Genomic DNA, 18,850 nt, shown 5'->3' on the forward strand with positions numbered 1-18,850 from the left:
AAACCCAACGCAAAGAGGAGACACCGATGTCCCAGACCACCGCACCGCGTACGACGACCACCGGAGTCCGCACCACCGCATCCGCACAGCAAACGAACCCCGCCTCGGTCGCGCAGACCATCGAGCTGATCGCCAGCAAGAACGCCAAAGGCAGCAACTGCGGAACCACCCTCGCCGAGCCGACCTGGAACTTCGACCGGGTCCCCGGCTACGGCCCCGGCGCATCCATTGGCGACACGATCCCGCTCTCGGCACCGCGACAGGGAACGCTCCCGGCGGAATACCGCGAGGCGAGCGAGGAGGAGCTGCACGAGCGCATCCAGCAGGCGAAGGCGACGCTGGGCGAGAAGCTCGTGATCCTCGGGCACTTCTACCAGCGCGACGAGGTGGTGCAGCATGCCGACTATGTGGGCGATTCCTTCCAGCTCGCGAAGGCGGCGCTGAACCACCCGAACGCCGAGGCGATCGTGTTCTGCGGCGTGCACTTCATGGCCGAGACTGCCGACATGCTGAGCCAGCCCGACCAATCGGTGGTCCTGCCGAACCTGGCCGCGGGCTGCTCGATGGCCGATATGGCGAACATCGACCAGGTTGAGGATGCGTGGGAACAGCTCATGGAGATCTACGGCGAGGAGCCGGATGCCGAAGGAAAAGCGCCGCTGATTCCGGTCACCTACATGAATTCTTCGGCGGCGATCAAGGCGTTCTGTGGCCGCAACGGCGGGATCGTGTGTACGTCTTCGAACGCGACGACGGTGCTGAAGTGGGCGTTCGAGCGCGGCCAGCGGGTGATTTTCTTCCCCGATCAGCACCTCGGCCGGAACACCGCGAAGGCGATGGGAATCAGTCTCGACGAGATGCCGCTGTGGCGTCCGCAACTGCCGCTTGGCGGCAACACCGAAGAAACGCTCGAGGACGCAAAAGTCCTGTTGTGGAACGGATTCTGCTCGGTCCACAAGCGCTTCACCGTCAAGCAGATCGACCAGGCGCGCGAGCAGTTCCCGGACGTGCGCGTGATCGTGCACCCGGAGTGCTCGATGGAGGTTGTCGACGCGGCCGATGAGGCGGGCTCGACCGACTACATTCGCAAGGCAGTCGAGGCGGCGCCGGCGGGTTCGACGATCGCGATCGGCACCGAAATCAACCTCGTGCAGCGCCTCGCGGCCGAGTACCCGCAGCACAACATTTTCTGCCTCGACGACGTGGTCTGCCCCTGCTCGACGATGTACCGGATCCACCCCGGCTACCTCGCGTGGGTGCTCGAGGGCCTCGTCGACGGCGAAGTCCGCAACCAGATTTCAGTGGATGCTTCGGTCTCGGAGCCTGCCCGCGTCGCCCTCGAGCGGATGCTCGCGGCCACTCCCGCGCCCGGCGTCAAGGCCGCGACCTTCGGCGTTCAGGCTGCCGCGGATGCGTCGGGTTCGGGTTCGGCGGCGGGTGCGGATGCTGACCCCGCGTCGGCTTCGACGGCACGCGAAGTTGTGACGGAACAGGCCCGCTCATGACGCACAAAGTTCTGGTGGTCGGTAGTGGCATCGCAGGCCTAACCGCGGCCCGCCACGCTCGCGAAGCTGGTCACGAGGTGACGCTGGTCACCAAGCTCGGTCTCGGCGATGGATGCACGGTCCGGGCACAGGGCGGAATCGCCGGCGTGGTCTTCCCCGACGACACGGTCGCTTCGCACGTGGCCGACACGATCGTCGCCGGTGCCGGTCACTGCGATCTCGACGCCGTGCAGGTGCTCTGCGAAAACGGCGGCGACTCGGTGCACGAGCTCGCTGCACAAGGGGTGGTTTTCGACACCGATGAGAACGGTCAGTGGTGCCGCGGTCTCGAGGGCGCCCACTCGATCGCGCGCATCGTGCACGCCGGCGGCGACGCCACCGGCGCCCGCATCCACGAGGCGCTCGTCGCCGCGGCACGCCGCGAGGGTGTCCGAATGCTCGAGCACCGCGAGCTGCGTTCGCTCACCGTCCGCGATGGCCGCGTCACCGGCGCCAGCTTCGCGCGAACCGACTCGTTCGCCGAGCCGGGCCCTTCCTCGGTCGAGCCCACCACCTCGTCCGCCGAGCCTGTCGAGGCGCCTGTTGAGACCTACACCGCCGATGCCGTCATCCTCGCCACCGGCGGCTACGGCGCCCTCTACCCCTTCACTACAAACCCCGACTCCGCCACCGGCGACGGCATTGTCATCGCAGCGCGAGCGGGAGCAGAAGTGCGGGACCTGGAGTTCATGCAGTTCCACCCCACCGTGCTCGCGGTAGGGGAGCCGTTCCTTATCTCGGAGGCAGTCCGCGGCGAGGGTGCGAAGCTGATCGACAAAACTGGCCACGCCTTCATGCAAGACGTGCACCCGCAAGCCGACCTCGCCCCACGCGACGTCGTAGCCCGCGCCATCGCAGAGAGATCACCTCTCGATACGGCCTCCGGCCTACTCGAGGACCCGGACCGTTCGCCGAGTAGGAGCGTAGCGACGTATCGAGGCGTCCCTCTCGATACGGCCTCCGGCCTACTCGTGGAACGAGCGCCAGGCGTCTACCTCGACACCACGCACCTCAGTGCAGACTTCCTGCAATCCCGCTTCCCAACCATCGACGCCGCACTCAAGTCCCGCGGTCTCGACTGGTCCCGCGACCCGATCCCAGTCCGCCCCGGTGCGCACTTTGCGATGGGCGGCATAGCCACGGACGTCTGGGGACGCACTACGCTCCCCGGCCTCTACGCCGTCGGCGAGGTCGCCTGCACTGGAGTGCACGGTGCAAACCGTCTCGCGTCAAACTCGCTCCTCGAGGGCGCCGTCTTCGGCAAGCGCGTCGTCGAAGCAATTGGAATCGACCTGCCGGTCGACGCTGCTGCTGATTCACCTCTCGATACGGCCTCCGGCCTACTCGAGGAACAACCCCGCTCGCCGAGTAGCGGCGTAGCCGCGTATCGAGGCGCCCCCTTCACCCGCACAGCCCTGCAATCGCTCATGTGGGAAAACGTCGGCCTAATCCGCACGACAGACGGCCTCACCGAAGCCCAAACCCAAATCACCGCCTGGCTGCAAAACGAACAGCCACGCACCATGCAAGACCAAAACCTCCTCGAACTCGCGGCGCTGGTCACACAGTCCGCAATCGATCGACCCGAGTCCATCGGCGCCCACTTCCTCAGCGACGCGGCAGCCCCGATGCCACCGACTGCCAACATCAACACAGCGGTCAGCACCCAACAAACTTTCGCCCCAACCCACTAGGACCTCCATGCTCACCACACCCGAAATCACCCGCGTCATCGACATCGCCCTCGAAGAAGACGCACCCTGGGGCGACCTCACCGCACTCGCACTCATCCCCGAAGAAGCGACGGCGAAAGCCGAACTCCGCGCCCGCGAACCCGGCGTCTTCTCCGGCACCGAGGTCTTCACCACGGCGTTCACCCGCACCGACCCCACCATCACCACCACGTTCAACATCCAAGACGGCGACCACTTCAACACCGGTGACAAGCTCGCCACCGTCGAAGGCCCAGCCCGCGGAGTCCTCACGGGGGAGCGGATCGCTCTCAACTTCGTGCAGCGAATGTCCGGCATCGCGACGCTCACCGCCGAATACGTCAAACGAACCATGCACACCAAAGCCCGTATCGTCGACACCCGCAAAACCACTCCAGGCCTTCGCGCGCTCGAACGCCACGCGGTTCGTTCCGGCGGCGGACACAATCACCGCCGCAACCTCTCGGACGCCGTGATGGCCAAAGACAACCACCTCGCAGTCCTCCTCAAGCAAGGCCTGAACCTCACCGAGGCAATCCAGCAGGTGCGCAAAAACATCCCACACACCACCCACCTCGAGGTCGAAATTGACCACCTCGACCAACTCGACGCGGTCCTCGCGGCGAACGTCGACTCGATCATGCTCGACAACTTCTCGCTCGCAGACCTCCGCGAGGGAGTCAAACGCATCAACGGCCGCGCGATCGTCGAAGCATCCGGCGGCGTGAACCTCGAGACGGTCCAAGCGATCGCCGAAACCGGCGTCGACGTCATCTCGGTCGGCGCGCTCACGCACTCGGCGCGCGCGCTCGACCTCGGCCTCGACATGCACATCTCCTAGACGGGAGCCCCACCATGAGCACGATCCACGACACCCTCCGCTATCTCGATAACGCCGCAACCACCCCCGTGCGTCCCGAGGCGCTCCAGGCAATGCTGCACACCTACGCCACGGTCTACGGCAACCCCTCGAGTCACCACGAGGTTGGCGAGCAGGCGAAGACCGTGCTCGAGGACGCCCGGGCTCGCGTCGCGCGCATCCTGAACGCCCGCCCGGGCGACGTGGTGTTCACCTCGGGCGGGACAGAGTCGAATAACCTCGCGCTCAAGGGCATCGCGCTCGGCAACCCGGCGGCGCGGCACGTGGTCACGACCCCGATCGAGCACGATTCGGTGCTCGAGTCGGTCGATTTTCTGGTGCGGATGCACGGCTACGACGCGACGCATCTCACGGTGGATGCGCAGGGCCTGGTCGATCCGGCCGAGGTCGCCGCGTCGATCCGAGAGGATACGGCGGTGGTGTCGATCGGCCTCGCCAATAACGAGGTCGGCACGATCCAGCCGATCGCCGAAATTTCCGCCGCGATCAAGACCCTGAATCGCCCCCGCACGCACCCCGGCAAAGCCTGGCTCCACACCGACGCAGTCCAAGCCGCAGGCTGGCTCCCCCTCGATTTCAAAGCGCTCGGAGCAGACGCGCTCACCCTCGCCGGCCACAAGGTCGGCGCCCCGCGCGGCATCGGGCTGGCCGTGATCCGCGGCCGGATCGCGCTCGAGCCGATCCTGCATGGTGGGGGACAGGAACGTAATCGCCGTTCCGGCACCGAGCAGGTCGCCGGTGCCGTGGCGCTCGCGGTCGCCCTCGAGCTCGCCGAGGCCGAGCGGATGCACTCAGCAGCGCAGACCGCCGCCGCACTCGAGCAGTTCATCACCGAAGTCCACCACCGGCTCCCTACTGCCCAACTCACCGGTCCCGAACCGGGCGCAACTCGTCTCCCGAATCTTGCGAGCTTCGTGTTCCCCGGCACGAGCGGCGAAGCGGTCCTCCTCGAACTCGCCCGCCGCGGCGTGATCGCCTCATCAGGTTCCGCCTGTGCCGCCGGCAGCGACGAGCCCTCGCACGTGCTCACCAACCTCGGTTACGACCGCGAGCTCGCACAAACCTCCGTCCGCTTCACACTCCCGCACCAGGGCGCCAACCTCAGCGCCCTCCCCGCCGCCCTCGAAGCAGCCGTCACCACCATCGAGCAAACCGGCCGCTGAATGAATCGCGCCAGCGATTCGTGTCAAACCAGCTCAACGTGCACTTCTTTGAAAAAGCAAGCCTGAGAGGTGTGATTCTTGCGAAAAACGTGCAGAACATCCTCATTAGATATAATCTATGGATCATGCTCATCCTTAGCTTCTCGATTGAGAACCATAAGAGTATCCGGGACCAGCTCGTGCTCGACCTTGTAAAGCCGTCGTTGAAGACGTTGCAGCCGCGCGAGAAGTCCACTTGGGGCGAGCAGGTGTACGCGATTGCAGGTATCTTTGGGCCCAACGCGTCCGGCAAGTCAGCGATTCTGGATGCTTTCGGTTACTTCTTCACGGCAATTGCGGAGTCCGCGACAAGTTGGCAGGCACACCCTGTCATGTATCGAGCGCCATTTAAGCTGGAGCTCAGTTCTCTAGAGCGATCGAGTACTTACGAACTTGAATTCGTTCATGCCGAACGTCGTTTTGCGTACGGGTTTTCAGTCGATGATGCGGGTATTAGTCGTGAGTGGTTGCGAGATATTCCATCCAGTAGGTGGCGGACGTTGCTCGACCGGAGTCGAGACCAAAAGCGTCCATATATACATCCTTCGATACCTAAGCTAGGCAATGTTACGGATCGAGAATTGGTGCTGAGTCGTGCGATTCTGCTCAATCATCCAGTGCTGGGTGCTGTTGGAAAGGACCTCGTTGAATCTTTCGATTCGATGACTGTGAAAGATACCCATCGCGAACGTCGCCTGTCGTCGATTACTGAGTCTCTGGCCACTGGATCGATTACGTTTGATGACATCGTCACGCTTCTTCAAGTCGCAGATATCGGTGTTGTAGACGTCGAGATTCAAGAAGACCGTCTGCCAATTGAAGTCCAAGAGGTGTTCAAAGGGTTCCAAGAAGTGATCGCAAGACAGGCTGAATCGGGTGACAGGGCAGAGGGTCGTGGACACCGGATACAGGTCGATATTGGGCTCGAAGGGTCGGATGCAGTAATTCGCAATTTGACCTTTAAGCACCAGGGGGAAAGTCCGGACAGGCCATCCCTCTTTATTCAGGAGGAGAGTGACGGGACCGTTGCTTGGCTGGCGACGATTGTTCCTGCAGTTGAGATACTCCGCAACGGGGGACTTTTCTGCGTAGACGAGATCGACGCAAGTTTGCACCCACACTTGGTAGAGGTATTGTTGTCGATTTTTGCGGATCCAGAGATCAACACCAATGGGGCTCAACTTGTGTTCACGAGCCACGACGCTTACTTGTTATCGCCATTGAGCGATGTTGAACTCGCTCCTGAACAGGTTTGGTTTACGGAGAAGTCGGGCGCAGGTGTCACGTTGTTGTCCTCCTTGGCAGATTTCCCACGGCATAGGGACGCAAACGTTGCCAAGCGCTACTTGACTGGTCGGTATGGCGGCACGCCTCGTCTTGCCCCCAGTGGAATTGACCGAGTTCTGCGAAGGGAAGACGCTTAGGAATGGCCCGCCGTAAAGGCGCAAGACGCCCCAAACGTAACTTGAATCGACGAGGGTTGGTGGTTACCGAAGGAACTGTTACTGAACCCACCTACATCGAGCGACTTAATCAAGTCCTCCGAGATAGCGGTGTGTCGATATCGGTTACTTCGGTGCCTGTGGGGCGGGATCCGGTGTCCGTTGTCAGAAAAGCCGCTGAGAAGCGGCGCGACGCCGAGAAACGGGACAAAGCGTATGACTGGACTGTCTGTCTCGTAGACCACGATAATCACGCCAATCTGACCGATGCAGTCAAGCTTGCGGAGAAGGAGAGGATTGACCTCCTCGTTTCCAATGTGAGTTTCGAGGTGTGGTTGCTATGGCACGTGACAGATGTCCGGGCGCATCAATCGGCTTCGATGCTTGAAAATCTTGTCCGCAAGCATGAGGTTGTGACTAAGAAGCATCTACCCCTCAACTTCCCCATTCACGCGTACCTGGAGGCGTACCAAATTGCTCGGGCAGTTGATCCTGATTTAGCAGCGGGACGTGTTGGCCCTAACCCATCATCAGCGATGCCGGTCCTGATTGATCTCATGTCCAGCGCATCAAAGCGCAGCTAGCAATCGTCAGTCGAAATCGCAGACCCAACGGTTGTTCGGTTTCTTCAATGTCCGCTTTCGCCAAATCGCATGCGCATTCACATTGCTGAAAGTGAACGCTCGACCACGTCGTCAGGCTCAGCCACCTCAGACCAGCTCGCACGCACAATACCTATATGCATCCCGCCCAGCGAAGCGCCGCCGCCAGCAACCACAGCAGCACCAACACCAAAACCAAGCGCTCCCTGCTCCACCGGCTCTTCAACCGCAGCAGCTCAGCGAGAAGCCGCCCGAGCACCCCACCTCAACCCACCTGGCCGCATCCACCCCTGCTCGACATCGCGCGCCAAACCGCTGACCTCCCGCCGCAGCGAATCCGCGAGCGTAAAACGAACTGGCTGCTCATTGCACTTGCCGTCCTCGCGCTCGCCGCAGTACCCGCCAGCATCACGCTCGCGGGCAGGAGCGAGGGGGAACCCGCAGAGGATTGGTGGGTACTCGGTGCCATCCTGAGCGCAGGCGCCGCCTTCGTATGTATCAATTTCGGCATCGGACCGACCGGCACACATTTCCTCGCCCGGAAGGCCCGCGCAATCCGCAGTCCGACAATGGTGATCGCGGTGATCCTCGCGGGCCTACTCACGCTGTTTGCCACGGTGGTCGCTCTGGGTGCGGCGATGGATCCTGACGACCCCGAGTTCGTTGACTACATCGAGTTCGCGGTCATGCTGTTCGGCATGGCCCTACTGCTGACGCTCTTCGCGGAGTTGCTCGTCGCCCCGCCGCTCACGGTCCGCCCGAACCAGAGGCCAGGCCATTGGGTGCTGAACTGGACGGCCTGGTACTTCGGTGCGTTCGCGGTGTCGGCCACGGCCGGAGCGGTCACCGTGCTCGTGCAAGCGCGTGATGATCAGGGCACGTCGTTGGTGCTGCAGCTGATAGTGAGCCTGTTGATTCCGCTTTCGTGGATTCCGGTTCGCTGGGCTGGCCGTCGCCCGGCCCGGTATCGGGATGCGCGCCCCGAGATCGCGTCCCAGCTCATGCGGCTGAGTTCAGCGGCGCAGCTGGCCCGGGCGGATGCGCAGGTCGCCGAGATCACGCACCTCGCCGACGAGGTGTCCACGCTTCGCGCCACGCTACGCAAGTTCCGCGACGAGAGCCCGCTCGCGACTCGCTCGGGCGCCGACACCAAGTTGCTCGAGCTCCTCGACGTGGTCGAGTTCCGCCTCCGCGGCCGAACTCCACAAAGCAAGTTCACCCTGAACTACCCGCAAGAGCTCGCCCCGATCCTCGCCGCGCCTCCCGCAGAGCTTGCCCACGCCGTCGAGACCCTCTACAACGCGCTCCTTAAACAGGTGCAATAACACCGCTTCCGCCTCTACCTACCCATTACTCAATTCAGCACGAACGCGCGCAGCAAACTCAGGTGCCCCCGATCGTGAAAGTCGTTCAAGTAATTCGTCGATTGCGACGGGTGGGTTCGTCATTGCTTCAGTCTGTTCCGTGATGACGCGCAGGCACCTAGACGGATTGAAATGGAACTGGTCCAGCAAAAAATCATCAAGCCGTACTGCCGTCATGCCGAACATACGCAAAGTCTCGTCTGGGAAGTCTTTGGTGTTCTGGGTGACGATCACGTCTGCTCGGCCGAGTATGGCGGCTGCGACAACATGTCGGTCATCTGGGTCAGGGAGCGTGACGCTTTGCTGGATCGTCTCCCACCCTTCGACCGATGCGTCTTCGAAGGCATTGTTCATTGATCGAAAACGGCTTTGAAAGCGACTCTTGTCGATATTGGGATGGATGCGCTCTAGCGCGGTTTGCGCCTCATCAATTACGCGGGGTGACCACAATGGTCTGAACGCGCCATTGTCGGCAAGTCGCAATAGCGTGTCGCAAGTCACTACTGGAACCAGGACGTTGGCGTCTAGAAACGCGCTAAACAACCCCACTGCTTACGACTTTCTGGCCTGTTTCAAAGCGTCGCGATAGGTCTCTGCGTCTACGTCGTAGAGACCATCTTCTTGAGCCTGTCGTGTGAGTTCGTTCAACCGGTGTCGTCGCTCAGCGCGTTTTCGGTCGCGGTACGCCAAGACGTCGTTAAGGCGTAGGCGACGGTGCCTTGATTCACCGAGGCGCTCGTAAGGGAGCTCGTGTTCGTCCAGAAGACGGATAAGTGTGTTTCGGCTAATCCCGAGAATGTTTGCAGCTTGTTGCGTGGTCAGTTGTCGGTCAACTCGTTCGATGCTAACTGATTCGCCACGTTGCATTGCGCTCGCCACTTGCCGAAGGACTTCATAAATAGGAAGTGGCAGCGGCAATTGTTCACCGTCTGGACCGAGCAGAACCGCGGGTGCTGAATGACTTTCTAAAAAACGTGACAGTTCAAGCAGCTCATTGAGGTCGGCCGGTGGATTCACTACGGGGGAGCCGTTGCTCGTCGGATGATTGCTTGCATTCATGTCCTAATTATCGCCCAATTCGTGCAAAACGTCCATATCGTCAGCATTACCTCAAGTCGAATTCACACAACCCCCAGCCTCCCGCGGTAAACCAGCTCAACAGCTCCTTCCGGCTACGAGTATCAAAGGCTCACACCCCCATGAGTGCGACGAAACCCTCCCAACTCCTCGAGACGGATGCCTGGCAACTGCGGGTGCCCGATGGCCTGTCCCAGAAGTCCCCCCTGTTAGTGATCCCGACGGTGCATCCGCGCGGCGATCGGCGCATCCTTCGCTGCGCGCAGGTGGCGTTGGATGCGGGGTTCAGGGTGCATTTCATCTGGCTGGGGGAAGGGAGCCGTTCCGAGCATCCGTTCGTGCGGGAGACGCTGCTGCCGTCGCCGGCAGATCGGTGGGAGCGGATGCGCATGGCCCGCAAAGTAGGTCGGATCGCGAATCTGCTCGATGGCCAGCTGTGGCATATCCACGACTACTACATGCTGCCGGTGGCGAACCGCTGGAGTAAGAAGACCGGGAAGCGTGTCCTCTATGACGTGCACGAATATTACGGCGACGAGTACGCCTCGAGCCTCCTGAATCCCGAGGTGCTCCGTCCACAAGCTGCCAAACTGATCGACGCCTACCAGTTCCACAGCGCAAAGCGGCTCGGCGCCGCAAACGTGGTCACTGAGAAAATGGCCGGGCCCTTCCGCGACAACGAGATTCCGGTCACGGTCTCCCCGAACTACCCACTGCTGGAGAGCTTCGACACGGCGCCGAAGATCCCGTTTCGTGAGCGGCGCTGGAAGACGCTCCACATCGGCACACTGAACCCCGGCTACGGCACGCAGCTGCTGATTGATCTGGCCCGGCGGGCCACGGAGCGCGGGCTGCCGTTCGAGTTTGAGGCAATTGCGCGGTTCCATTCGGATGCTGATGAGACGGATTTCGCCGAGCGGCTCGCGCAGGCGGGTAATCCCAATAATCTGGCTCTGGTGCCCTCGCGGTCGGTGCACGAGATGCCGGCGTTCATGGCGTCGGGTGGGTTTGGGCTTTCGCTGCTCTCTCCCGGCGGCCAGAACGAATACTCGGTGCCGAGCAAGAATTTCGAGCACCTGATGCTGGGCTTGGTGGATGTCGTGAGTGATCGTCCCGGGCAGCGCGGCTTCGTCGAGGAGTACGCGGTGGGCGTGGTCGGTACCGAGGCCGACCCCGATGGCTTCCTCGACCGGATGCTCGCCCTTGCGAACGATCCTGAGGTTACGGAATCCAGGCTCAACGCCAAGATCGAGCAGGCTCGCGAGAAATTCACTTGGGAGCGCGCCGTCGCCCCCGCTCTCGCCGCCTCCCTCCAACGCCTGGCCAACACGTCGCCCGCTGAGTAGCGCAGCGTATCGAAGCGCGCCCACCCGCGCCCCTTCGATACGTCGCTTCGCTCCTACTCAGGGACCGTAAAAACGTCGCCCGCTGAGTAGCGCAGCGTATCGAAGCGCGCCCCACAGTGCATCGACCCGCAACCAGGCAAGATAGACGTCATGGATCAGACTGCCTCCGTGCGTATCCGCCTCGACATCGCGTATGACGGCACCGCCTTCAGCGGTTGGGCGACGCAACCCGAGTTGCGGACCGTGCAGGGCACGCTTGAGGATGCGCTACGGATCATCTACCGCACGCTTCCCGAGTCGGGTCCGCTGCTGACCGTCGCCGGCCGGACGGATGCGGGGGTGCACGCAACCGGTCAGGTCGCCCACCTCGATCTGCCGGAGGAACTGTGGCAGGCGACCGCACGCGGTAATCGCGATGATTCCCCGGCGGATGCGCTGGTGCGCCGGCTTGCGGGTGTGCTCGGCCCCGAGTCGGATGTGGTGGTCACCCGGGTGACCGAGGCGCCGGAGGGGTTTGATGCGCGCTTTTCGGCGATTTGGCGTTCCTATGAGTATCGGATCGCCGACAGCACGATCGCCCCGAATCCGCTCGAGCGGCACCGCACGACTCTGATCCGCCGCGAGCTTGACCTCGACCTCATGAACGAGGCCGCGCAGGTGCTGATTGGCCTGCACGATTTCGCGGGCTTCTGCAAGCCGCGCCCGCACGCGACGACGATCCGCACCCTGCAGGAATTCCACTGGTCGCGTGACGATGCCGGGGTATTCATCGCGCAGGTCCGGGCAGATGCATTTTGTCACTCGATGGTGCGATCCCTGGTTGGGATGTGTGCAGCGGTCGGGCAGGGGCGCCTCAAGCTCTCCCGGGTCCCCGCACTTCTCGACCTGCAAGATCGCTCCAACGAGTTCACCGTCCTCGCGGCCAAGGGCCTCACTCTCACCGCGGTCGGCTACCCCCAAGAAGCCGAGCTCGCCGCCCGCCAAGAGCAAACCCGCGCCAAGCGCATCCGCCCCACCCACCTCCGCCTCGTCGACTAACCGCGTCGATCCCCAACCAGCGCCACAGCCCCCACCAGCCCCCACGGTATAGTTGTGTCATGAACGTGGAAGAGGCGGCTGCCGAGCTCAACGTGTCGTCTCGACGCGTGCGCGCGCTCATCGCCGAGGGTCGTATTCCCGCGCATCGCGAAGGCAACGCGTGGATCATTGAAAGCCTCACGGCCCCCAAGACCCGCCGTTCGCTCTCGCCGCGTTCTTGGCAGCAACTTGCGAGAGCGCTCAAGCTTCGAGCGCTCGAGGGTCTTGTAGGTCAGGAGCGCTCCCGCACGGCAGCGCGAATCAAAGCACTTCGTGAAGCAAAGCATCCATCCCAGTTGCTGCTGGACTGGCGCCCCAAAGACGCCCCGCGGGACCTCTATATGGACTCCCTTGTCGCATACGCTGAGCTCGGTCACGACGACTACCTCAAGCTCTCGGTGAAACGTCCACCCGAGTATCTGCGCGACAGTCAAGATCTCGCACAGGTGGTCGCTGCCGAACGAGCCATCCAAGGTGCAACTCGAAAGTCACTCGCCGAGGCCGCCGACGTTCCGATTTCACTCGTACGAGACATCGAGACCGGCAAGCCGCTCACTTCTCTCGGGGGATTGCGACGTGTGCTGAAAGCCCTAGAGATCGAACCGAGAGCACTCCCGAAGATGGTGCTTAAATGAGCGCACGCATCGAGGCTTGGCTCGAGGGCCACTACGCGGGTCAGTTCGTTTTTGATGACGGAGTGGTGTCCTTCCAGTATGCCGATGAGGCTCCAGCGACACCGATCTCCCTATCGCTCCCGCGGGATCGCCCTGCCTCGAGAAGAGCTGCGCAGAGTTTCCTCGAGAATCTGCTGCCCGAGCAAGCGCAGGTGCGTGCCCGCATGGCCGAAATTTACGGCGCCGCCAGTACGGATGCGTTCGATCTCTTGAGTGCGGCCGGCGGTGATTTGTCCGGGGGACTGGTCCTGGCCGAATGCATCGATACCTTCGACGCATATTCTTAAGCCCGGTGATCCGGCGATTCGGGGAATCGAAGTCGCCGAAGCGGCCGCGATTGATCTCGCCAGTCGCGTGGGGATACCTGCCCCTCAAGCGGAGGTGTCGTCATTCGCGGAACAAACTGCCTTCGTCATTGACCGATTCGACCGTATTGACACTGACGGCCCTCTAGCAAGTCGTCTTCACGCGGAAGATTTTGCGCAGGCATTGAGCGTGCCGCCCGCTCGAAAATATGAAGTCAGTGCCGAGCAATCCATGAGGCTGCTGCAACCGGTCGATCCGACCGGTGATATTCGGCGAGCCTTTCTCAAGCAGTTGGCGTTCAACGTGATCCTCGGCAACGCGGATGCACATGCGAAGAACTACTCGCTGTTGCTCCGTCCAGAGTCGGTTGCACTGGCGCCCATTTACGACGTGGTTCCGCTTTCGTTGTATCCGCAGTTCGAGCAAAAGCTTGCGATGAAAATCGGTGGTGCTCGTTTTGCTCGAGAAGTCTCGCCGAGTCATTGGCGAAAGTTCGCTCAGAAGGTCGGTCTCGATGTGGATGAAACGCTGTCGCTCGTGCGCGAGGTTGCTTCGCGAGTGGCTGCGAGTAACGACGAGGTTTGGATGCCCCTTGAGGAAGACCAGCGAAACGTCCTCACACAATATGTCGCTCGAAACGTGGAACGGCTCCTAGCTAATTAGCCAACTGTTTCTGGATCTCGTTCATGTCGATAATGCGTCGTGATGGTTTTAGCCAAATGTCTCACCGCATGCTGTGGTGGAGTTAGAGGCGTGGAGTTTTCAAAGAACTTGAGGCTTCGTTCATGAGTATTTTGGCAAGGATTTCTGCTTGGGGGTTCACATCCTGTGAGAGGCCCGCGAGCGAGAGGCACCCGATTGAACCTGTAGACGAGGTGGCTGCCACACCAACAGCGGATATGCCACGGTTCACATCCTGATCAGAAAATACCCAACCTCGATTTATCGTGACTTTGGCATCGGCGAGTAACTCTTTCGCGCTAGCAATAGTTTGGTCGGTAGGCGTCTCAAATTCACAGTGCTCGAGCCGTTCCTCGAGTGTACCTTTGGGCGAAAGCGCGAATAGGAGTCGCCCTGCTGCACCGATGTTGAACGCAAAGTGCCTTCCAGGCCTGAGTGCGAGTACGACAAGATTGGGAGCCGGAACCCACGCAATACACGCACCACCCGTATCTGTCGGGATGGAAAGGAATGTCGTGTATCCAGTGCGTTCAACGATGCGAGGTAATCGATCGATCAGATGCTGCCACTCGGGAAAAGAATTTGTCGTCGCATCTGCCAGGTGGAGCCAGCGCTCAGCGAGGCGAACAAGGCCTGACTCCCGGTCTATACGTACGAGACCGACCGCTTCCAACCCGTCCACGAGTCGGTAAACGCTGGATCGAGGAGTATTAATCTCTGAAGCAATTAACGAGTAGCTCGCGGTGCCGATCTCGGATAACAGCGAAATTATCTGATTTGAGTTGTCGAGTATTTTGATGGGCTTAGCCACACTACGACTCCTTTGGTGCTTCGTCAGATTCGATGGTCACTGTATTTGAATTCCATCCCAGGAGCTTGCTGCATTCTTGTCCCGCAGTGAGCAACATTTGGACGAGATCTTCACGTCCGATCACATCATGTCGGAGGCCTCCGACGCTCAGCCCCGCGACGACTCTGTCGTGATGATCAAAAATTGGAGTGGCGATTCCTGCCACTCCTCGGGTGACATCGCCGTCCGTGACTACGAAACCACTCTTGCGGAATCCAGCTATCTTCTCTTCGAGCAGATGGAGTTGTGCTGGAGTGGGTTCTAATTGCCGGATGACTTCTGCGGCCTCGCGCTCCTTCATCGCAGCGAGGATAGCAACGGGAGCGCCCCCATCAGTGAGGGGCATTGTGCTGCCCAAGGTCATGTCTAGCGAGCGGACACCGCGACCTGCGAGTCGTTCAACGCAAGTGGCTATGAGGCCGTGGGGGAGGCAAAGATAGACAGTGAGCATAGTGCGGTCACGCATGTTCATCAGAATCGGCGAGAACAGGGCTCGCATATCGAGCGTGTCAAAGAACGCAGATCCGGCGGCGAGCATCCGCAACCCAAGCCGATACGTTCCCCGGACACTGCCATGCATGACCCAGTCGAGGCGAAGCAGCGTGCGAATAAGTCGATATATAGAGCTGACTGGTTCATCCAAACGTCCAGCGAGTTCCGCAGCGGTTAATTCCCCGCCTTCGAGCTCGGTAATGAGTGCATTGGCTTTGTCCAAGATCTCGAGGCGCTGTGGCGGGGGAAGAGTTTGCATACCAAATGATTGCACGCGGTTCGGGCGAGTGTTACGTTTTGAATGTCATGTAGTAGACACACTGTCTACTGTGTGACAATGCATGAATGTGTTGACTCGCGATGGTCGCGTGGCAACCAAGTACGACGAGAATCGAGGATGATGCATGCGTACTTCAGATAGGGCGATAATCGCGATTTCCGGTGGTGCTAGTGGAATCGGTCTTGCAACGGTGGGACTTCTTGCGCAGAGCGGCCACAAAATAGCGGTCCTGGACTTGGACGCTTCGAAAAGTGAAGCTGCTGCAGCTTCACTCCCCGGAAGCGGGCACATCGGGGTAGCAACCGACGTGACATCAACAGATTCGGTGACTGCAGCGTTCGACTTAATCCGAGCAAGCTTTGGTCGTCTCGATGGTGTCGTTGCCGCGGCGGGGATCGTTGACCCCGCACCTTCCGCCACTGTCACTGACGAGAGTTTGCAACGCCTCATTGATATCCATCTCATGGGTGCAATTCGTATGGCGCGCGGTGCGTATAGCCTTCTGAAAGATTCCGGAGGGGGATCGATTGTGTGTCTTTCGTCGATGGGCGCGCGACTCGGTGTCGCTGAACGGCTTGGGTACAACGTTGCGAAGACTGGTGTGGAGGGAATGGTTCGTACCCTCGCAGTCGAATGGGTACCTGCCGGCATTCGGGTAAACGCAGTTGCCCCGGCGTGGGTTAAAACGCCAGCCATCGCAAGTCTCATTGACTCTGGATTCCTGGATCCTGCTCCAGTCGAGGCGCGTACCCCGATGGGTCGCTTCGCTGATCCGGAGGAGATTGGGCAGGTGATTGCATTCCTGCTTTCACCTGCCTCCTCCTACGTAACCGGCCAATCTGTGACGGTCGATGGTGGCATGACCATCCAGTTCCCGCTGCCTCAGACCGAGCGGCAGCTTGCTTAGAGTGCCGCCTGTTTGAAAGTCATCGCGACTTCATCACAAATCGAGACTGAACGCTTTGCAACTCGGTTGGCGATTTGTCCAAGGATGATCTCTTGGAAGTGGGCGGTTTCCCGATGCGCCGCGAGGTGCTCGGGGGACCGCCATCCTTCTATTAAGACAATCTGGTCGGGACTCTCTTGGGGCTGGAGGATGAGGAAATATTCGCAGCCTGGTTCACTAATGGTTGCAATTCGGGCAGGCTCGAGTATTTCGAGGACTTCATTCCTGTCGCCGGGAGCGCATTCGTAGGTGGCGAGTGTTGTTACAGTCATTTCGCGTACTTCGTCTCTTTTCGTGCGGACCATTCCTCGACTCGGTCGAGATCGAGGTCGAAGGAAAGGCCGGGTGTAGTCGGGCGGTCGAGTAAGCCATCCTTGACGTCCCGGAAAACTGACCCAGTGGTGAGTCTGAATGATGTCTCAAAGGGTCGATCCTCAGGGAATGCTTCGACAAAAGGCATCGCGTCAGTCGCGTAGCTGAAGTGTTGGTGCACGTATGGGTGTGCGTGACCAGAAACGGGGATTCCCATTTGGCGAGCCGAACCAATGACATCTTGTGTCGGCTGAATACCTCCCAGTGTTGTTGCATCGACCCGGAGAACATCGACCGCTCGTTGCTGGACTAGGTCGATGAGGGCCTGAGGGTCGGTGACGTCATCTCCGGATCCGATCGGAACGGGAGACGACTCCGTCAAGGGGCGCAGGAGATCGAGGCGGTGGTGGGGGAACGGGTCTTCGAGCCAAGCGATCTCAAATTCAGCCAAATGTCTTGCCATCCACTGGGCGTTCCGGAGATCGTGCCACGACCCGTTGACGTCCACAACAAGATCAAGGTTGCCGGTCTGCCCTTCTCGGATCAGGCGGAGACGCTCAAACAATTGGGATGGATCTTTGTAGCCTGCGGCTTCGAGTTTGATAGCGCGGTAGCCTTCGCTCGCGCGAGCGAGCAGGCGGTTTGCGAACTCCTGATTGCTCTCATTGGGCAACTCATAACCTTCGACAAGCAACACTGCGGCTGATTTGGGGCCGCCGCCGAGTAGCTGCCAGAGGGGCGCCCCGAGCACCTTTCCGCGGATGTCCCACATGGCCAGATCGATTAAGGAACGTGCTTGTGCAAGCATTCCCGTCTGGTCGAGGAATGCGTGTGCTCCACGGGAACGGGACTGAAATCCGTCGACATCCATGGCGTCGAATCCCAGCACGTTCCACGACAACATGTCTTGCGCAACTACGTCGAGAGGTGCATTTCGATTTAAGCCAATCGCGTGGCCTGTAACTCCCTCGTCTGTTGTGAGTCGCACCACAACGCAGTCACGGTGGGTGATCGTGTTCCATTTGAATTTGATGGGGTTGTCGAGGGGAACTCGACTCCACCAGGTGGTCATTTCGGCGATCTTCGCCATCAGGCACTCCTTTGTGTGGTCCGGATTGGATTTTGAAATTATCACCTATTGCGCTTGCCGTCCATTGTGTGCCAATATCTCCACAAGCGGACGAGTGCCGCGAACTCGAATCGGTATACGCAGGCCGGGACGGCCGGTGCCAAAGGAGGCAGACATGAAACTGGATTCACATCAGAGAGAACTCGGTAACGTCGAAGGGCGCACCGCTCTCGTGACTGGTGCGTCAAGCGGTATGGGCGCGGCCATCGCGCAAATGCTTGTGAGTAAAGGCGCTCGCGTGCACGCTGTTGCGCGTCGGGAAGAAGAATTGAAGGTCGTTGGTGGTCAATATGTTGAGAGCGGCCAGTTTGTTCCACACTCCGTCGACGTCGCCGACCGCGATGCAGTTCAAGCACTCCTCGACGACCTTGCTGAAAACGACCCTATTGACACGCTAGTAATTGCGGCCGGCCGCAACATCAATCCACGAACTTTCGGAGACGTTGAATTCGACGCATGGGATGACCTCATCGACGTCAACCTCAACGGTGCTTTCTACTTCCTTCGCGGTGCCCTGCCGCAGCTGAGGGAAAATGCCGGAGATGCCGTACTAATTTCTAGCGTGGCTGCTTTGTGGCCCGACCATTCTGGAGCCGCTTACCAAGCATCCAAGGCTGGAATGATCGGACTTGCGCGAGGCGCAGCACGAGACGAACACGCTCAGGGAGTCCGAATCACAAGCATCCTGCCTGGCGTGGTGAATACGCCCATTCTTGACCGTCGTCCGAGCCCGCCACCGCAGGAAATGCGCCGCTGGTTCATTCAGCCGGAGGACGTAGCCCAAGCAACGCTGGCTGCAATCACGATCCCAGGACGCACAACGGTTTCAGAGATCACTCTTACCGCTACGCGCCTGCAGTCGATTGGCAACACCCAGCAAGCGACACCTGTACTTCCTGAAGGCCTCGAATAACTCACTTCGCATAATGCTCGG

At 60.5% G+C, this 18,850-nt stretch carries 20 protein-coding genes; 14 read left to right on the plus strand and 6 right to left on the minus strand.

The window, feature by feature from the left end; translation table 11 throughout:
* Nucleotides 1–26 precede the first annotated feature (26 nt).
* The 7 genes from nadA (at nt 27) to F8O05_RS13795 (ending at nt 8,707) form a co-directional block, all read left to right on the plus strand.
* Complete coding sequence (nadA, locus tag F8O05_RS13765) at nt 27–1,505, plus strand: quinolinate synthase NadA (protein ID WP_158053323.1); 1,479 nt, start codon at nt 27–29, stop codon at nt 1,503–1,505.
* Nucleotides 1,502–3,238, plus strand: a complete 1,737-nt coding sequence (locus F8O05_RS13770) for an L-aspartate oxidase (protein WP_158053324.1) — start codon at nt 1,502–1,504, stop codon at nt 3,236–3,238. The genes nadA and F8O05_RS13770 overlap by 4 nt, the downstream gene beginning before the upstream one ends.
* Before the next feature lie 7 nt (nt 3,239–3,245).
* Nucleotides 3,246–4,097 (plus strand): carboxylating nicotinate-nucleotide diphosphorylase, encoded by an 852-nt coding sequence (nadC, locus tag F8O05_RS13775; RefSeq protein WP_158053325.1) that lies wholly within the window; start codon nt 3,246–3,248, stop codon nt 4,095–4,097.
* Nucleotides 4,098–4,111: 14 nt separating this feature from the next.
* Entirely contained in the window at nt 4,112–5,299 is a 1,188-nt protein-coding gene (locus tag F8O05_RS13780; RefSeq protein WP_158053326.1) for a cysteine desulfurase family protein, read from the plus strand.
* A 20-nt stretch (nt 5,300–5,319) separates the two neighbouring features.
* The gene (locus tag F8O05_RS13785; protein ID WP_158053327.1) at nt 5,320–6,762 is read left to right on the plus strand and encodes an AAA family ATPase; all 1,443 of its coding nucleotides are present in this window, start codon (nt 5,320–5,322) and stop codon (nt 6,760–6,762) included.
* Between the two features lie 2 nt (nt 6,763–6,764).
* Complete coding sequence (locus tag F8O05_RS13790; RefSeq protein ID WP_158053328.1) at nt 6,765–7,364, plus strand: RloB family protein; 600 nt, start codon at nt 6,765–6,767, stop codon at nt 7,362–7,364.
* Between the two features lie 155 nt (nt 7,365–7,519).
* Nucleotides 7,520–8,707 carry a hypothetical protein gene (locus tag F8O05_RS13795; RefSeq protein ID WP_158053329.1) on the plus strand — a complete coding sequence of 396 codons (1,188 nt, stop codon included), beginning with the start codon at nt 7,520–7,522 and terminating at the stop codon, nt 8,705–8,707.
* Between the two features lie 18 nt (nt 8,708–8,725).
* Here F8O05_RS13795 and F8O05_RS13800 read toward each other — a convergent pair whose 3' ends face one another.
* Nucleotides 8,726–9,289 (minus strand): PIN domain-containing protein, encoded by a 564-nt coding sequence (locus tag F8O05_RS13800; RefSeq protein WP_192497198.1) that lies wholly within the window; start codon nt 9,287–9,289, stop codon nt 8,726–8,728.
* 9 nt (nt 9,290–9,298) lie between these two features.
* Entirely contained in the window at nt 9,299–9,805 is a 507-nt protein-coding gene (locus tag F8O05_RS13805; RefSeq protein ID WP_158053331.1) for a helix-turn-helix domain-containing protein, read from the minus strand.
* Nucleotides 9,806–9,945: 140 nt separating this feature from the next.
* On the opposite strand from F8O05_RS13805, the gene F8O05_RS13810 reads away from it, so the two are divergent.
* From F8O05_RS13810 to F8O05_RS13830, 5 genes are all read left to right on the plus strand, one after another.
* Entirely contained in the window at nt 9,946–11,169 is a 1,224-nt protein-coding gene (locus F8O05_RS13810; protein ID WP_158053332.1) for a glycosyltransferase family protein, read from the plus strand.
* A gap of 150 nt (nt 11,170–11,319) precedes the next feature.
* Entirely contained in the window at nt 11,320–12,207 is an 888-nt protein-coding gene (gene truA, locus F8O05_RS13815) for a tRNA pseudouridine(38-40) synthase TruA (protein ID WP_192497199.1), read from the plus strand.
* Nucleotides 12,208–12,266: 59 nt separating this feature from the next.
* On the plus strand, nt 12,267–12,881 hold the full coding sequence (locus F8O05_RS13820) for a helix-turn-helix domain-containing protein (protein WP_158053333.1): 615 nt from the start codon (nt 12,267–12,269) through the stop codon (nt 12,879–12,881).
* On the plus strand, nt 12,878–13,207 hold the full coding sequence (locus F8O05_RS13825) for a HipA N-terminal domain-containing protein (protein ID WP_158053334.1): 330 nt from the start codon (nt 12,878–12,880) through the stop codon (nt 13,205–13,207). The genes F8O05_RS13820 and F8O05_RS13825 overlap by 4 nt, the downstream gene beginning before the upstream one ends.
* Nucleotides 13,146–13,889 carry a HipA domain-containing protein gene (locus F8O05_RS13830; RefSeq protein ID WP_192497200.1) on the plus strand — a complete coding sequence of 248 codons (744 nt, stop codon included), beginning with the start codon at nt 13,146–13,148 and terminating at the stop codon, nt 13,887–13,889. The genes F8O05_RS13825 and F8O05_RS13830 overlap by 62 nt, the downstream gene beginning before the upstream one ends.
* Nucleotides 13,890–13,971: 82 nt before the next feature.
* Here the strand turns inward: F8O05_RS13830 and F8O05_RS13835 are convergent, their stop codons facing one another.
* Complete coding sequence (locus F8O05_RS13835; protein WP_158053336.1) at nt 13,972–14,718, minus strand: IclR family transcriptional regulator; 747 nt, start codon at nt 14,716–14,718, stop codon at nt 13,972–13,974.
* Between the two features lies 1 nt (nt 14,719).
* Nucleotides 14,720–15,508: an IclR family transcriptional regulator gene (locus F8O05_RS13840; RefSeq protein WP_158053337.1), complete on the minus strand. Its 789-nt coding sequence runs from the start codon at nt 15,506–15,508 to the stop codon at nt 14,720–14,722.
* A 145-nt stretch (nt 15,509–15,653) separates the two neighbouring features.
* Here F8O05_RS13840 and F8O05_RS13845 point away from each other — a divergent pair, with 145 nt between their 5' ends.
* Nucleotides 15,654–16,436 carry an SDR family NAD(P)-dependent oxidoreductase gene (locus F8O05_RS13845; protein WP_225735923.1) on the plus strand — a complete coding sequence of 261 codons (783 nt, stop codon included), beginning with the start codon at nt 15,654–15,656 and terminating at the stop codon, nt 16,434–16,436.
* On the opposite strand, the gene F8O05_RS13850 is transcribed toward F8O05_RS13845, so the two are convergent.
* Nucleotides 16,433–16,747, minus strand: a complete 315-nt coding sequence (locus F8O05_RS13850; RefSeq protein WP_192497201.1) for a putative quinol monooxygenase — start codon at nt 16,745–16,747, stop codon at nt 16,433–16,435. The two genes, F8O05_RS13845 and F8O05_RS13850, sit on opposite strands and share 4 nt — an antisense overlap.
* A complete protein-coding gene (locus tag F8O05_RS13855; RefSeq protein WP_158053339.1) occupies nt 16,744–17,877 on the minus strand; it encodes a mandelate racemase/muconate lactonizing enzyme family protein in 1,134 nt (377 codons plus the stop codon). The genes F8O05_RS13850 and F8O05_RS13855 overlap by 4 nt, the downstream gene beginning before the upstream one ends.
* A 154-nt stretch (nt 17,878–18,031) precedes the next feature.
* On the opposite strand from F8O05_RS13855, the gene F8O05_RS13860 reads away from it, so the two are divergent.
* Nucleotides 18,032–18,829, plus strand: a complete 798-nt coding sequence (locus F8O05_RS13860; RefSeq protein WP_158053362.1) for an SDR family oxidoreductase — start codon at nt 18,032–18,034, stop codon at nt 18,827–18,829.
* The last annotated feature ends 21 nt before the right edge of the window (nt 18,830–18,850 follow it).

The organism is Gulosibacter chungangensis (assembly GCF_008831155.1).
Classification (GTDB): Bacteria; Actinomycetota; Actinomycetes; order Actinomycetales; family Microbacteriaceae; genus Gulosibacter; species Gulosibacter chungangensis.